Source organism: Propioniciclava sp., assembly GCF_047602245.1.
Lineage (GTDB): Bacteria > Actinomycetota > Actinomycetes > Propionibacteriales > Propionibacteriaceae > Propioniciclava.
Window position 1 is genome coordinate 186,072 of the sequence record NZ_JASGHT010000001.1, and the last position, 14,598, is coordinate 200,669.

The following is a 14,598-nucleotide window of genomic DNA, read 5'->3' on the forward strand; positions in this document are numbered from 1 at the left end:
TTCACTCAGAATTGTCAGCCGCCGCTGCTTGGATGCCGAGCATGCAGACAACAACCGACTCAGTCGTCCTCCGCCACTCCGGTCGGGGCCGAACGGACGCGCCACGCGCCGGCATCGGGGCCATCGCGCACCTCGACCTGTGGCAGTTGGCCGAAGACCTCGGCGCCACCCCCGATCCGGCGCGCCGCAGTTCGTCCGCGCGACCGGATGGCGCGATCAAGAGACGAAACTCCGGCATCCAATTCCTTACCGGAATCGTCATCGCCGTCGCGACGTTGATCGCCGCGGTCCTCTGTCACACATCGGGGATCTGGGACGACTACATGCTTTACATGGCGATCATGAGCATGGCCGCTGGCTCTATGCTGAGTTCTTGGGGGTTCTTCGACCTCATCGCTGCCACGACCTTTCGCCGGCTGACCGTTCATGGGCGCCGCATTGCGTCAGTGCTGTGGGTGATCTGCCTCACGTTGTCGTCGCTCCTGACCATAAGCGCCCTCGGGCTCGCCGGAGTGGCCGCATCGCAGGTTCCTTCCGCCGACAGCATTCTTCTGAGGGTGTTGGGCGTGGTCGCCGGCCTCTTCGCGTTAGCGTTCGCGATCTTCATGTCGCCCTGCACTCCTGGCCTGGTGAACTCCCACCCCACTTCGAGAGCCTCCCGAGCTCATGTGTCCCTCGTCGTGGAGGCATGGGCCCTGTTCGGGCTGTCCGCCTCTCTCATACTCCTCCCGCTCTCCCCCAAGGCACCCTTTGAGTGGCTCGCCTTGGCAGCGACCCTGGGCCTCGCCGCAACGAGCGCCATTTGTGCGTGGAACCGGCGTCGCACCCAGGCGCTGGACACCCGCCGCCGCTCCTCGCTGGAGAGGATCAGTGCAGCCCTCGAAATGATCGATTCAGCCTCGCCTGCCCAGGCCCGCCACGCGCTTCGCATCGTGCAACTGGATTGGGAGCCCGGCCCGATCATCTCCCTTGCGCCCTCGTCGCTCCCTCCGTTCGCGACCTGGGAAATGCGCGAAGTCCTCAGGCTCACGCTGTGGTCCTATGGTCATGGCGAGATTCCGCCCAGCGTGCGCAACAGAGCCGATCATGGAGAGGAGCTTCGCGGCGTCTTCTTGAATCCCGACCTTCTTCGGCCAGAGGCCGTCCGGAGCGCATCAGGGGCGTTCCTCACCCGCGCCTACCAACGGCTGTTAACCGCGGACCAGGATCGCTGGAATGAGGGAACGTGAACCTCCCCGGCATCGCCGCAAGCAACGCTCGACGGCCCCCGGACGATCATCCGTCGATACGCGCGACCTTGCGGTAGAGGATGTCGTCAACGGTCGCCTTGGTGAACGACTCTCTCCATTCGGGCCGCCAGTCCGGCAGGTCAAAGCTCGCGTTCACCTGGCCGTCACGAAGCGAGACGATGGTGCCGGCGTCCTGGGTAGCAATCAGGTAGTGGGCGGCCTTCATCGAATCCATGACGTCCGCGACCGAACCGAGCGCGCCGTCGGAGATGACGTTGTCGAGCAGTTCCCGAAAGAAAGAACGCCGCTTAGAACGAGTCAACGAGTAGACCACCGATCCGGGCGGACGCAGTGCGGACATGATCTGCAGCGCGTCGTGGTTCTTCATGGTTTCTCCTTGCTCGACTGACGCCGGTGTCGGTGCCGGACGCCGTCGCGTCCCGATCAGCACAGTAGGCCCCATCGCGGCGGCGCGTCACGTTGACGATCAGACATACCGGGATCTGGCCGGTCCTCCCCGGGCCGGGTAGGACGGATCTCGGAGAACAGCACGTCAGCGCTGTGAGGATTCCTCGCCAGGTGACGGAACGCGCAGCATCAAGCGTTCGGTCACGGACATACCGAACGCATAGAACAACACGGCGAAGGCGAGCGGCATCGAGTACCAGGGGTAGCCAGGTAGGTATTCGGAACTGAGGATCCAGCACAGCAAGGCGGAGGCCATGATCCAAGCCAACGAGATGGGAATGTACCGGCGCTTGCTCACGCCCTGCCAGTACGGCACCGACTCCCCTGCACCGGCGGCGCCCGAACGTTCTCCGGCCATTCCCGGCCGTGCGGAAGCCCTCCGAAATTCCGTCTGCATGATCAGATCGTACACAGCACCAACAGTTAACCTCAGGCATTCAGCGAAGACATGAGAAGAATCGGGCGTGACTACCGGCCCGATCCTTCTCATCTCCAAAGAAAGCCCTAGGAAATCCGCACGTCCTGGGTGTCTGTTCGGGGCCGCCTCAGGCGATCAGCACCGGGACGCGCATCTCGCGTTCGGTGAGGGAACCATGCATGCCGATCAGGCCGAACTCGTTCGGCTGAGTGCGCGTCATCAATGCCCAGTCGCCGCGCATGGCGACCAGCACGTCGCCGTAGCGGTCGAGAACCCGCTTTTCGACGAAGCCGAACCAGTCGGCTTCGATGGCCTCTTCGCGGCGGACGACCCAGGCCCGCTCGCCCAGTTTCTTCCGCCAGCGGGCGAGCACGGCGTCCACATCGCGCGGCTCGGCGTACAACTGCCGGAACCGGCCCTCGCCGGCGAGCAGCGTCAGGCCGTCGGTCAGGCCGGGGACGTCCTCGGCGACGATCCAGCGATCCTTCGGGGAATCCATCATGCCGTGGTCGCCGGTGATCAGCAGACGGATGTCGGCGGGCAGGGCGGCGCGCAGGGTGCGGGCCATCGTGTCGATCCGGGCGAGCGCAGCCCGCCAGGCGTCGCTGCGCCACCCCTGGCCGTGGCCGGTGTGGTCGAGCGAGCGCTCGTACAGGTAGACCAGCGAGCGGTCGCCGGACGCCGCGGCGTCCACCGTCCACTGGATGCGGGCGGCATGATCATCCTCATCGGGCACCGGCTGGAAACGCGCCCCGCGCAACCCGGCCTCGGTCAGGCCGGATCCCTCGAACCGCGCCGGGCTCACCGACGTCAGCGTCACACCCTGACGGGACAGCTTTTCAAAGGCGGTCAACCGCGGCTGCAGGTCGAGCGCCGACACGCCCGGTGCCCAGGCGAGCGCGTTCAGGCAGCCGCAATCGATCGGATTGCGGAACGCATAGCCGACGATGCCGTGCTGGCCGGGCGTCAGCCCGGTCCCCAGGCAGGTGATGCTGGTCGCCGTGGTGCTGGGCACGCCGGAGGTGACCGTCGTCGAGGCGTCCGCCCCGACCAGCGACATCAGGAAGGGGGCGTGCTCGGCGGCATCCGCCAGGTTGTGGGCGCCGAGTCCGTCCACGAGCAAGATCACCCAGCGCGACGCGGCGGGCAAGCCCAAGGCGTCCGGCCAGCCGTCGACGCCGAGCGATGCGGCGACCGACGGCACCACATCGGCGATGGTCGAAGTGCCGTAGGCGGGGACGAGTGGCTGGTGGCTCACACGGCCGCCCGCTGCACGACGGACGCGAACCGGACCAGCCCGCCGACCGCGGCCGGGCCGTCCGCGGCGGCGCTCATCCGGACGGTGAGATCGTCGCTGAGATCCTGCGCCGTCCAGCCGTGATCGGCCTCGCAGGACGGGTCACCGCAGGTGGCCGGCTCCACCTCGACGCGGCGCACCGCGCCCCAGTTCACCACCAGCCAGGTCTCGGTGGTGCCGTGCCGCCCGCGCCCGAACCGCTCCGGGTTGGCTGCGACCTGGGTGAGCGCCACCGACCGGATCTGGCGCAACGACACGCTCTCCACCGTGGTGAGCGCCTGATGTGAGCCGGGCTGATCACCGTCGTCGGTGTGCGCGACGATGAACCGGGTCGGCGTCAGCACCAGCACGGTGATGTGCCGGCGCAGTTCGTTGGTGTCGAAGGTCGCCTCGTGGTGGACGAGCGAATCGACGACCTCTTCGTCGCCGATCGCCGGGATCAGGGTCGCTTCCACGAATTCGGGGAAGTATCCCGATGCCACGATCGCGGCGCTCAGGTCGGGGGGCAGCGCACTCATGCCGGTGATTGTCCCATGTACGTGCGCGCACGAAGAAACCGTTACGGTGAACACCGTGAGCAACCGCCCTTTCATCGCAGCCCGGATCGAGGTGAGGTTCGATCGTGTCGCGGAACGGTTCTTCCGAGCGCTGGGATGGCAGGAGCGGGTGATTCCCTACACCGCCTACGGCGACGAGTCGTTCGTGCGCGTCCTCGGCCGCGTGGTGCTCACACCCAAGTTCTCCAACACCCACCTCGGCAAGGCGGCCGAGAGCTTCCTGTACCGCCGGGGCTGGCGCAACTTCTTCACGGCCGTATGCGTGCATGCGCGCTACACGATCAGGGTCGGTGACGCCGAGGCGACCGGCACCACCGACCGCGGCGGCTACATCGACCACCGTGTCCGCGGTCATGGCCTGGAGCCGGGATGGCAGACCGCACAAGTGCGGACGGCCTACTCCCCCGCCTCGACCATGCCGGTCCAGGTGATCGGCTCCGGGGTCAGGTTCGGGATCGTCTCCGACATCGACGACACCATCCTCACCACCATGCTGCCCCGCCCGATGGTGGCCGCCTGGAACTCCTTCGTGCGCATCGAGGCCACCCGGCAGGCGGTGCCCGGCATGGCCCAGTTCTACCGGGAGGTGCTGCGCCACCATCCGGGGGCACCGGTCATCTACCTGTCCACCGGCGCCTGGAACACGCACGGCTTCCTGAGCCGGTTCATCGCCCGGCACCGCTACCCGGTCGGGCCGATGCTGCTCACCGATTGGGGCCCGACCAACACCGGCTGGTTTCGTTCCGGGCCTGAACACAAGCGCGCCGCACTGCTGCAGCTCGTGGTCGACTTCCCGCGCGTCCGCTGGCTGCTCGTCGGCGACGACGGCCAGCACGACCCCGAGGTGTACGGCGAATTCGCGAGCGCGAACCCCGGCAACGTCGCCGGCATCGCGATCCGCCAGCTGACCCCGGCCGAGCAGATCCTCGCGCACGGCACCATCGAACCGCTGCCGGTCGAGGCCGAGCAGCCCGCCGGCATTCCGGTGATCCGCGCCGAGGACGGACGCGGGCTGCAGCGCCAGGCGGCCGGATTGCTGCCCCGCGACTGAGGCCGGATCGCGCGGCACGGCGTCCGCCCCGGTGTGGCGACCGACGGCGTCCGCCGCGTAGGGGCCAGAATGGACGCTGCACTGTACAGATTCGGCACAAAGCAGATTCGGCACGGTGCAGATTAAATACCAGGCACAGGGAAAGGCGGGGAGCACGTGGCAGCGAAGCCGCCGGTTGACGACGAGATCACCGAGAAGATCACCGACATCGACGTGACCGAGGAGATGGAGACCAGCTTCCTCGAGTACGCCTATTCGGTGATCTACGCGCGCGCCATCCCGGACGCCCGCGACGGGCTCAAGCCGGTGCAGCGCCGCATCCTGTACTCGATGGACGACATGGGCATCCGGCCCGACAAGTCGCACGTGAAGTGTGCCCGGGTCGTCGGCGACGTGATGGGCAAGCTGCACCCGCACGGCGACACCGCCATCTACGACGCGCTGGTGCGCCTGGGCCAAAGCTGGGCAATGCGGCTGCCGGTGGTCGACGGCCACGGCAACTTCGGCTCATTGGACGCCGGCCCGGCGGCGATGCGCTACACCGAATGCCGGATGGCGTCCGCGGCGATGGCGATGACCGGCGAACTCGACCAGGACACCGTCGACTTCAAGCCCAACTACGACGGCAAGATGACCGAGCCGGTGGTGCTGCCGGCCGCGTTCCCGAACCTGCTGGTGAACGGGTCGACCGGGATCGCGGTGGGCATGGCCACCAACATTCCGCCGCACAACCTGATCGAATGCGTGCAGGCCCTGAAGCATCTGCTCAAGCATCCGGACGCCACCGTCGAGGACCTGATGCGGTTCGTGCCCGGCCCGGATCTGCCGACCGGCGGCAAGATCGTCGGCCTGGAGGGCATCGCGGACGCCTACGCGCGCGGCCGCGGCACGTTCAAGATCCGCGCCACCGCCCGGATCGAGCAGACCAGCCCGCGCCGCAAGGGCATCGTGATCACCGAACTGCCCTACATGATCGGCCCTGAGCGGATCATGGACCAGGTCGCGGCGCTGGTGCGCAACAAGAAGATCACCGGCATCGCCGACATGAAGGATCTCACCGACCTCACCAACGGCCTGCGCCTGGTGATCGAGGTCAAGAACGGGATCAACCCCGAGGTGCTGCTGGAGCAGCTGTACAAGGCCACCAAGCTTGAGGACAGCTTCGGCATCAATATGGTCGCTCTGGTCGAAGGCCAGCCCCAGACCCTGTCGCTGCGCGACGCGCTGGTCGTCTACGCGGATCATCGTCTCGATGTGACGCTGCGCCGCACCCGGTTCCAGTACGCGAAGGCCGCCGACCGGCTGCATCTGGTGCGCGGCCTGCTGCTGGCGATCCTCGACATCGACGACGTCATCGCGATCATTCGCGGATCGGACGATGCCTCCTCGGCGCGGACGAAGCTGATGGAGGCGTTCGACCTGGACGAGATCCAGGCCAACCACATCCTCGACCTGCAGTTGCGCCGGTTGACCAAGTTCAGCCGGATCGATTTGGAGACCGAACGCGACGAACTCGAGCAGCGCCTGTCGGATCTGAGCCAGATCATCGACAACGACGACCAGCTGCGCGACCTGGTCGCCCGCGAACTCGACCAGGCGGCGGCCGCCCACGGCACGCCGCGGCGCACCATTCTGCTGGCCGGTGGCGGCGCTGCGGTGGCTGCTGCGAAAGCACCGCTGGAGATCGCTGACGATCCGTGCTGGGTGATGCTCAGCTCAACCGGGCTGCTGGCGCGGGCGGACACCCCCGAGGCCCTGCCCGCCTCCGGGCCGCGGTCCGCGCATGACGTGGTGGTGTCGGCGGTGCGGACGTCCGCACGCTCTGAGTACGGGGTATTGACGTCGGCGGGCCGGGTGATCCGTGCGCAGGCGATCGACCTGCCCAGCATCGCCCTCACCGCGGGCGCCCCCACCTTGCAGGGCGGATCGCCGGCATCGGAGCTGATCGATCTGGAGCGCGGCGAACGCATCCTCGCGCTGACCACGCTCGGCGAACGGACGCACGGCTGGGCGCTCGGCACCCGCTCCGGCGTGGTGAAGCGTACCAACCCCGAGATGCTCGCCAACAAGGACTCCTGGGAGATCATCCGGTTGGAGCCCGGCGATGAAGTCGTGGGCGCGGTCGAGTTGAGCGATGAGTCGGGCGAGTTGTGCTTCATCTCTACTGATGCGCAATTGCTGCACTTCCCGGTGTCCTCGGTGCGTCCGCAAGGGCGCGCGGGCGGCGGCATCGCGGGCATCAAACTGGCGCCGAAGGCGTCCGCGGTGTTCTTCGGATTCGTGCCTGAGGGTGACGCGACCGTGGTCACCGTGTCCGGGAGCGGATCCGGGCTGCCGGGCACCGAGGCAGGGCTGATCAAGGTGACCCCGTTCAGCGAGTACCCGGGCAAGGGCCGCGCCACCGGAGGTGTGCGCTGCCACCGGTTCCTCAAGGGCGAAACGACGCTGCTCACCGCGTGGGCCGGGCCATCCCCCGCGGTCGGTGCGGCCGCCAGTGGCGCGCCGATCGAGTTCCGCAGCACGCATGACGGACGCCGCGACGGCTCCGGCACCCCGCTCACCCAGCCGCTGGCCGGGATCGGGACCCGCCGTCACGGCGCCACCTCTCAACCGGACGATCCGGCGGCGCCTGCTGACGATGACGCCGATTCCGGGGACGGCGCTCTGTTCTGAGCGGTCAGGAACCCGGTTGCCGGCGCGACGAGGTAAAAACGTACTGCCCAACAGGCGTGGGCTCGGAAAAACATCAGTGGGACTGACGTTTTCAGGGTTCGGCCAGTTTTGAGCAGTACGTTTTACCCCGGTTCGGCGCGGGACGACGAGCCGCGCCCCCTGAGGACGTCTTCGTCCGCCGTCGGGTCAGTGCCTCTTCGTTCCCATCCTCACAGCCAGCCGTTCTCGGTGGCCCGGCGGAGGGCTTCGGCACGGTTGTGCGCGCCGAGCTTGCCGATGGCCGAACTCAGGTAGTTGCGGACGGTGCCTTCGGACAGGAACACCGACTCGGCGATCGCCTTCGTCGAGGCTCCCCCGGCGGACGCCGCCAGCACGAGGGCCTCTTTCTCAGCCAAGGGCGAGGCACCGATCGACAGCGATGCCGCCGCTAACTCGGGATCGACCACCCGCAACCCGGACGCCGCCCGCCGGATGGCCTCGATCAGCCGGTCGGCGGGGGCGTCCTTGACCATGAACCCGACCGCACCGGCCTCCAACGCCCGGCGCAGGTAGCCGGGGCGTCCGAAGGTGGTCACGATGATCACCCGAGCCTCGGGGGCCGCCTCCAGCAGCGCGGGAAGGGCGGCGATGCCGTCCTCGGCGTCCATGCCTCCGTCGGGCATCTGCACGTCGAGCAAGACCACATCGGGTTGGGTGGACGCGACCATCCGCACCGTCTCGGCGCACGTTCCGGCTTGTCCGACCACGGTCAGGTCAGGCTCCAGCCCAAGCATCGTCGCCAGTGCGGTGCGGATCATCGTCTGGTCATCGGCCAGCACCACGCGGGTCATGACTCCCCCTCCATCGCCACCGTCACCATCTCGCTGCCGACACCCCGTTGGCCCATCATGACGGCGCCTCCATCTCCACCGTCAGCACCGACCCGGAGCCGGACGACTCCACGCTCAGGCGTCCGCCGGCGGCCTCGACGCGTTCACGCAACCCGGTCAGGCCCGAGCCCGCGGCGTCCGACCGGAACCCCACACCGTCGTCGGCGATGCTCACCCGCGCCTCGTCGCAGACGATCACGCACAGGTGGGCGCCCGCGTGCCGGACCACGTTGGTGACCGCCTCGCGGACCGCGTAACCGAACAGTTCGGAGCGGTCGTCGTCGAGCGCCGGGACCGCGCTCGGGGTCCGTGCCTCCAGACCGGCCGCCTCCAGCACCGAACGGGCCGCGGCGATCTCGCTGGTCAGACGGACCGTCCGCATGCCGGCAGCGGTGGCCCGAACGTCCGCCAGCGCGCGGCGGGTGATGTCGGCCAGCGCCGACACCTCGGCTCGGGCGGCCTCGTCGTTGCGGCCGATCAGGCGGGCGGCCAGGTCGGCTTTGACGGCGATCGAGGTGAGCGAGTGACCCAGGATGTCGTGCAGGTCGCGCCCGATCCGCTCCCGTTCGGCGGCCACGGCCAGGACGGCGGTGCGCTCCTCGGCCAGCCGCAGCGCCCGCTTCGCGCGGTCGGACTCCAAGCTGAGCCCGATGGTGAGGCCGACCGTCAGCGCCACCAGGGCCATCACCACGCCCAGCAGGTCGCCTTCGAAGACGGCCAGTCCCGCGATGGCGACGCTGACCACGATGATCACGATGCGCGCCTGCGACCAGGCCAGCAGCACCGAGGCGGCCGTCGCGATGTAGGGCGCGAAGTAGAGCGGGCGGGCGATCTCTCCGCCGGCCACCCCGGTCGCGATGATCGCCAGCATCAGCGCGAGCAGCCAGCACCAGCGCGCCGCCTCCGACCAGTGCATCACCAGGCAGGTGCCCAGGAAGATCACCGCCACGGCCAGGCAGGACGCCGCGAGCAGCGCCAGCTGCCACGGCGGCAGACCGCCGGCGAACAGCAGCGGAATGCCGGCGAACAGCGTGCTCGGCGCCAGGTATCCCCCGCCCTGGGCGAGCGCGCGACGCCACCAGGGCAGGCCCGCCGCCTCCGGGAGGAACCCGGGTGCGGCGAGCGGATCGGTGACGGTCACGGACTGTCCCTTGGTCGGCATGGTCGGTCGGTTCTGATGGTCGTCCGGACGCCGTCCTCAGCGACGCGACGTACGGATGGCTCGACGGTAGCCCAGCGCCCCGATCACGACCAGCGCAACGGTCCAGGCGGCGATGACGCCCACGCCCTCCCACGGGAACGGCTGGTGGCTGACCAGCGGCCAGGTCCCGATCTGGCTGGCCCAATACGACGGCATGGCGCGGCCGATCGGCTGCATCCAGGCCGGCATCATGTCGAGCGGGAACCACAGCCCACCGATCATCGACAGCGCCAGCATCGCCAGCGTGGTAGCCGCCCCGGCCGTCTGCGGCTTGAACCACAGCCCGAGCACCAACCCGAGCATCACCATCGGCAGCAGACTGGCGACCAGCAGCGTGAACGAGCCGAGCCAGACCGCCGGTTCCATCCGGACGCCGCGCACCGCCCCGGCGCCGAACACGACACCGATCCCAGGCAGCACCACCACGACCGCGGTGAGGATCTTCGCACCGATGAACTGGGTGGGCGTCAGTGCGGTGAGCATCAACTGCCGGAACCAGCCCGAGGACCGCTCCGACTGGATCTGCGCCCCCGCGCTCATCGCGGCGCCGAGACCGCCGTAGGTGGCCATGGTGACCATCATCGCCGCGGCGACACTCGGGCCGCCCTCGGTGGTCAGATCGCCGTAGATGGCCGCGAAGAACAGGTACATCGTGGTCGGCATGGCGACGATGAACGCCAGGAAGGACCAGTCCCGCAGCACGGTCAGCACGCTCTGCACCGTGTAGTGCACGAAGCGCCCGGCGTGGGTGGTCGTGGTGCGAACCGACGCCGCGGGTGCGGCGGTGGTGGTAGTCATGATCGGTCCCTTCTCGGGTGATGGGCGGGGGGCGAACCTCGGTCGGCGCTCTCAGCGGACCAGGTCTGGCGGCGTCCTCGGTGACCGCGGACGCCCTCGGTATGTTCAGGCGACCAGGCTGAGGAAGGCGTCCTCGAGCCGCGGCGAGGTGACCTCGACGTCGGCGATGGCGGCGGCGTCCGGGCCGGTGAACAGGGCGCGCAGGGTCGCGTCGGCGTCGGCACAGCGCAGGGTGACCCGGACGCCGTCGCGCACTTGTTCGATCACGCCCGGCAGGCCGAGCCAGGAGCGGTCGGGACCGCGGAAGCTGATCGTGCGCCCGCCCACGGTCGCCTTGATCGCCGCGCCGGTGCCGTCGGCGACCACCCGGCCGTCGTCGAGCACCACGATCCGGTCGGCGAACTCATCGGCCTCGGCGAGGTAGTGGGTGGCGAACACGATGGTCCGGCCGCCGCCGGCGAGATCAGCCATGGACGCCCAGAACCGGCGCCGGTTGTCGACGTCCATCCCGACGGTCGGCTCGTCGAGGATCAGCAGCCGCGGATCACCCATGATCGCCAGCGCAAACCGGACCCGTTGCGCCTGGCCGCCGGACAGTTTGTTGGTGCTGCTGCGCAGCACCTCACCCAACTGGGCGCGCTCGATGACGTCGGCCAGCGGAAGCGGATGGGCATGCAGCCCGTGCATCATCGTCAGCACCCGCGCGACGGTGACGTCCCACAGCAGGGTGCCGTTCTGCAGCATGGCGCCCACCTCGCCGGTGCGCATCGCGTCGACGGGGCTCGCCCCGAAGACGCGGACGCCGCCGGCGTCCGGTTTGGTCAACCCGAGGATCATCTCGGTCGCGGTCGACTTACCCGCCCCGTTGGGGCCGAGCAGCGCGAGCACCTGCCCGGCGGGCACGTCGAGATCGAGGGCGTCCACGGCCGTGACCGGACCGTAGCGCTTGGTGAGTCCGGTCAGCTGGATGGCGAGGTTCTCGGTCATGGCTCCAGCCTCGCCGAGCCCGGCGTCCGTGCCGAGAGGGCGTTGTCACGACCTACTGATGACTTCTGTCATGCATGGCCCCGACCCCGATGGCTCCGGGTGTCTCGAGCAGGGTTGGCGGTGCAAAGCCGCCCGGTATCGTCACGTTCGCCCGGGTTATGCACATTCACCCGCCACGTCGCACATATGTCCCGAGACCGCGTCAATGCGGCGTGTCATTCAGGGAGAATTGAAGAATGTCCGCGCTCACCGACTACATCGACGCATGGGTCGCCCATGACATCGAACGCATCGCCGCCGCCGTCGCCGAGAACTGCGTGATCACCGAGTGCTACGGCCCCATCTACCGTGGACGAGCGCGGGTGCGGGAATGGGCGGACGCCTGGTTCGCGGCGGGTGGCATCATCCACCGCTGGCAGATCACCGACCACCTCGTCGCCGGCGACCGCGAGGCCGCCCCATGGACGTTTGAATGCACCTGGAACGGTGCACGCTCAGCCTTCGACGGCGCCACCATCGCCACCGTCACCGACGGCGTGATCGCGGACCTCCGCGAATACCAGACGACCGCACCGCTCTACGACTGGCAGGGCAGCTGGCGTTAGGCGTCGATACGTCCGGCGTCCAGCGCGTAGGCGCCAGTTTGGCTCCACACGACGATGAGTGATAGAGATGAGGTGTCCACACGGGTGCCCCTCAGAGGGGCTGAGATCGAGCTGGCACAGTTCGAGACCGTTGAACCTGATCCGGTTGATACCGGCGTAGGAAGTGAGGAGACACTCTTGTCTACGCATACCCACACGTCCGCCTACCGTGATGCCGCCGAGCAGCATTCGTCGCACCGTCTCGGATGGATCCGGGATCCTGAGCACGACATCAGCGTCCCGGTCACCGAGATTCATCTGCAGGATTCGCCCGACGGACGCCCCAACGCGCCCTTCCGGGCATACCGGACGATGGGCCCCGGCAGCGTGCCGGAGGAAGGGCTGGAGCCATGGCGGGCGGCCTGGGTCGAGGCCCGCGGCGACACCGAGACCTACCAGGCCAGGGGCCGGCGGCTTGAGGACGACGGGCGGAGCGCAGTCCGCCGCGAGGCACCCTCTCAGCAGTGGCAGGGCCGCAAGCCGGCCTCCCGCCGGGCGAAGCCCGGACGGACGGCCACGCAGATGCATTACGCCAGGCAGGGCATCATCACCCCGAGATGCGGTTCGTCGCGCTCCGGGAGCAGTGTGACGTTTAGTTGGTGCGCACCGAGGTCGCGTCCGGCCGGGCGATCATCCCCTCGAACGTGAACCACCCCGAATCGGAACCGATGATCATCGGTCGAGCATTCTTGGTGAAGGTCAATGCCAACATCGGCAACTCCGCGGTAACGAGTTCGATCAGCGAAGAGGTCGCCAAGCTGGAGTGGGCCGCCAAGTGGGGCGCGGATACGCTGATGGATCTGTCGACCGGCAACGACATTCACACCACCCGCGAGTGGATCATCCGCAATTCCCCCATCCCGATCGGCACGGTGCCGATCTATCAAGCGCTGGAAAAGGTCGACGGGGACGCGAACGCGCTGACCTGGGAGATCTACCGCGACACCGTGATCGAGCAATGTGAGCAAGGTGTGGACTACATGACCGTCCACGCGGGAGTTCTGCTGCGTTATGTGCCGCTGACGGCGAATCGCGTTACTGGGATCGTGTCGCGCGGCGGGTCGATCATGGCCGGATGGTGCCTCGCCCATCACCAGGAGAATTTCCTCTACACCCACTTCGACGAGTTGTGCGAGATCTTCGCCACCTACGATGTGGCATTCTCTCTCGGCGATGGCCTGCGCCCGGGTTCCATCGCGGACGCCAACGACGCGGCCCAGTACGCCGAACTCGACACGCTGGCCGAACTGACCCGCCGCGCGTGGGCGCACGACGTGCAGGTGATGGTCGAGGGGCCCGGCCACATCCCGTTGCACAAAGTGCGGGAGAACGTCGAACGCCAGCAGGAACTCTGCGACGGTGCGCCGTTCTACACCCTCGGACCGTTGGTCACCGACATCGCCCCAGGCTACGACCACATCACCTCTGCGATTGGCGCCACCGAGATCGCACGCTACGGCACCGCGATGCTCTGCTACGTCACACCCAAGGAGCATTTGGGCTTGCCGAACCGCGACGACGTCAAAACCGGGGTGATCACCTACAAGATCGCTGCCCACGCCGCCGACATTGCCAAGGGCCATCCCGGTGCGACGGCCCGCGACGATGCACTCTCGAAGGCCCGTTTCGAGTTCCGTTGGCACGATCAGTTCGCTCTCGGTCTCGACCCGGTCACCGCGCAGGATTTCCATGACGAGACCCTCCCCGCCGAGCCGGCGAAAACGGCGCACTTCTGCTCCATGTGCGGGCCCAAATTCTGTTCGATGCGCATCTCCCAAGACATCCGCGACACCTACGGCAGCGCCGAGGCACAAGCCGCGATCGCGGGAATGCAGGAGAAGAGCCGCGAGTTCCTGGCCTCGGGCGGGCAGGTCTACCTGCCCGATCCGGTCGTCACGACCCACTGATGCAGGCCATTCCTGCACCCGACGCCTCGGTGCACGATCCGCTGAGGCGTCCGGTCGTGGCCACGATCGCGGTCGTCATCCGTGACGACCACCTGCTTCTCGTGCGGCGAGCCAATCCTCCTGACGTCGGCCGCTGGGGTTTCCCCGGAGGAAAGATCGAGCGCGGCGAAACCATCGAACAGGCAGCCGTCCGAGAATTGGCCGAAGAGACGGGTGTCCATGGCCGGGCCTGTGAGGTGTTCACGGCCGTGGACGCCTTCGATCACGACGAGACCGGACGCCTTCGGCACCATTTCGTCCTGATCGCCGTGCGATGCGCATGGGAATCCGGTGAACCTCACGCCGCCGACGATGCCTTGGAGGCGCGCTGGTTCCCGCTCGATGCCGTCGACGAGGCAACACTGGCGCTGAGCCTGGATGTCGCTGAGGTCGCCCGCCAGGGTGCGCGACTTGCCGGACGAGGGGTCTAGCCGCCACAATGCTGCACTGAGCGATGGTG

The 14,598-nt window shown here is 68.0% G+C and carries 13 protein-coding genes, 1 pseudogene and 1 riboswitch; of the genes and pseudogenes, 6 read left to right on the top strand and 8 right to left on the bottom strand.

The features are described 5' to 3' along the window. Nucleotides 1–41 precede the first annotated feature (41 nt). On the top strand, nucleotides 42–1,229 hold the full coding sequence (locus QM708_RS00925) for a hypothetical protein (protein WP_415103487.1): 1,188 nt from the start codon (nucleotides 42–44) through the stop codon (nucleotides 1,227–1,229). A gap of 46 nt (nucleotides 1,230–1,275) precedes the next feature. On the opposite strand, the gene QM708_RS00930 is transcribed toward QM708_RS00925, so the two are convergent. The 4 genes from QM708_RS00930 to QM708_RS00945 all read right to left on the bottom strand — a co-directional run bounded on the left by QM708_RS00930 (nucleotide 1,276) and on the right by QM708_RS00945 (nucleotide 3,930). After that, nucleotides 1,276–1,617 (bottom strand): hypothetical protein, encoded by a 342-nt coding sequence (locus QM708_RS00930; protein WP_415103489.1) that lies wholly within the window; start codon nucleotides 1,615–1,617, stop codon nucleotides 1,276–1,278. A 165-nt stretch (nucleotides 1,618–1,782) separates the two neighbouring features. Next, on the bottom strand, nucleotides 1,783–2,109 hold the full coding sequence (locus QM708_RS00935; RefSeq protein ID WP_415103491.1) for a hypothetical protein: 327 nt from the start codon (nucleotides 2,107–2,109) through the stop codon (nucleotides 1,783–1,785). A 133-nt stretch (nucleotides 2,110–2,242) separates the two neighbouring features. Further along, on the bottom strand, nucleotides 2,243–3,373 hold the full coding sequence (locus tag QM708_RS00940; protein WP_415103493.1) for an alkaline phosphatase family protein: 1,131 nt from the start codon (nucleotides 3,371–3,373) through the stop codon (nucleotides 2,243–2,245). Continuing rightward, nucleotides 3,370–3,930: a DUF5998 family protein gene (locus QM708_RS00945; protein ID WP_415103495.1), complete on the bottom strand. Its 561-nt coding sequence runs from the start codon at nucleotides 3,928–3,930 to the stop codon at nucleotides 3,370–3,372. The genes QM708_RS00940 and QM708_RS00945 overlap by 4 nt, the downstream gene beginning before the upstream one ends. Nucleotides 3,931–3,985: 55 nt before the next feature. Between QM708_RS00945 and QM708_RS00950 the strand changes: the two genes are divergently transcribed. After that, the gene (locus QM708_RS00950) at nucleotides 3,986–5,020 is read left to right on the top strand and encodes an App1 family protein (protein ID WP_415103497.1); all 1,035 of its coding nucleotides are present in this window, start codon (nucleotides 3,986–3,988) and stop codon (nucleotides 5,018–5,020) included. A 156-nt stretch (nucleotides 5,021–5,176) separates the two neighbouring features. Continuing rightward, nucleotides 5,177–7,693, top strand: coding sequence for a DNA gyrase/topoisomerase IV subunit A (locus tag QM708_RS00955; protein ID WP_415103499.1), 2,517 nt, complete (start codon nucleotides 5,177–5,179; stop codon nucleotides 7,691–7,693). A gap of 209 nt (nucleotides 7,694–7,902) precedes the next feature. Here QM708_RS00955 and QM708_RS00960 read toward each other — a convergent pair whose 3' ends face one another. The 4 genes from QM708_RS00960 to QM708_RS00975 all read right to left on the bottom strand — a co-directional run bounded on the left by QM708_RS00960 (nucleotide 7,903) and on the right by QM708_RS00975 (nucleotide 11,548). After that, nucleotides 7,903–8,523: a response regulator gene (locus QM708_RS00960; RefSeq protein ID WP_415103501.1), complete on the bottom strand. Its 621-nt coding sequence runs from the start codon at nucleotides 8,521–8,523 to the stop codon at nucleotides 7,903–7,905. 55 nt (nucleotides 8,524–8,578) lie between these two features. Continuing rightward, nucleotides 8,579–9,703, bottom strand: coding sequence for a sensor histidine kinase (locus QM708_RS00965; protein WP_415103503.1), 1,125 nt, complete (start codon nucleotides 9,701–9,703; stop codon nucleotides 8,579–8,581). Between the two features lie 57 nt (nucleotides 9,704–9,760). Next, a complete protein-coding gene (locus tag QM708_RS00970; protein ID WP_415103505.1) occupies nucleotides 9,761–10,561 on the bottom strand; it encodes an ABC transporter permease in 801 nt (266 codons plus the stop codon). A 105-nt stretch (nucleotides 10,562–10,666) separates the two neighbouring features. Further along, nucleotides 10,667–11,548: an ABC transporter ATP-binding protein gene (locus QM708_RS00975; RefSeq protein ID WP_415103507.1), complete on the bottom strand. Its 882-nt coding sequence runs from the start codon at nucleotides 11,546–11,548 to the stop codon at nucleotides 10,667–10,669. Between the two features lie 236 nt (nucleotides 11,549–11,784). On the opposite strand from QM708_RS00975, the gene QM708_RS00980 reads away from it, so the two are divergent. The 3 genes and pseudogenes from QM708_RS00980 (at nucleotide 11,785) to QM708_RS00990 (ending at nucleotide 14,569) form a co-directional block, all read left to right on the top strand. Continuing rightward, nucleotides 11,785–12,153, top strand: a complete 369-nt coding sequence (locus tag QM708_RS00980) for a nuclear transport factor 2 family protein (RefSeq protein WP_415103509.1) — start codon at nucleotides 11,785–11,787, stop codon at nucleotides 12,151–12,153. A gap of 70 nt (nucleotides 12,154–12,223) precedes the next feature. Beyond that, nucleotides 12,224–12,333: riboswitch (TPP riboswitch) on the top strand. Nucleotides 12,334–12,714: 381 nt separating this feature from the next. Beyond that, nucleotides 12,715–14,099 (top strand): annotated as a pseudogene (thiC, locus tag QM708_RS00985) (phosphomethylpyrimidine synthase ThiC). Then, nucleotides 14,099–14,569, top strand: coding sequence for an NUDIX hydrolase (locus tag QM708_RS00990; protein WP_415103511.1), 471 nt, complete (start codon nucleotides 14,099–14,101; stop codon nucleotides 14,567–14,569). The pseudogene thiC and the gene QM708_RS00990 overlap by 1 nt, the downstream one beginning before the upstream one ends. The last annotated feature ends 29 nt before the right edge of the window (nucleotides 14,570–14,598 follow it).

Excerpts from the sequence above, each read along its gene's own strand:
- QM708_RS00990 (WP_415103511.1), top strand. The coding sequence starts at position 14,099 with ATGCAGGCCATTCCTGCACCCGACGCCTCGGTGCACGATCCGCTGAGG.
- QM708_RS00970 (WP_415103505.1), bottom strand. The coding sequence starts at position 10,561 with ATGACTACCACCACCGCCGCACCCGCGGCGTCGGTTCGCACCACGACC.
- QM708_RS00945 (WP_415103495.1), bottom strand. The coding sequence starts at position 3,930 with ATGAGTGCGCTGCCCCCCGACCTGAGCGCCGCGATCGTGGCATCGGGA.
- QM708_RS00930 (WP_415103489.1), bottom strand. The coding sequence starts at position 1,617 with ATGAAGAACCACGACGCGCTGCAGATCATGTCCGCACTGCGTCCGCCC.
- QM708_RS00925 (WP_415103487.1), top strand. The coding sequence starts at position 42 with ATGCAGACAACAACCGACTCAGTCGTCCTCCGCCACTCCGGTCGGGGC.
- QM708_RS00960 (WP_415103501.1), bottom strand. The coding sequence starts at position 8,523 with ATGACCCGCGTGGTGCTGGCCGATGACCAGACGATGATCCGCACCGCA.
- QM708_RS00975 (WP_415103507.1), bottom strand. The coding sequence starts at position 11,548 with ATGACCGAGAACCTCGCCATCCAGCTGACCGGACTCACCAAGCGCTAC.
- QM708_RS00980 (WP_415103509.1), top strand. The coding sequence starts at position 11,785 with ATGTCCGCGCTCACCGACTACATCGACGCATGGGTCGCCCATGACATC.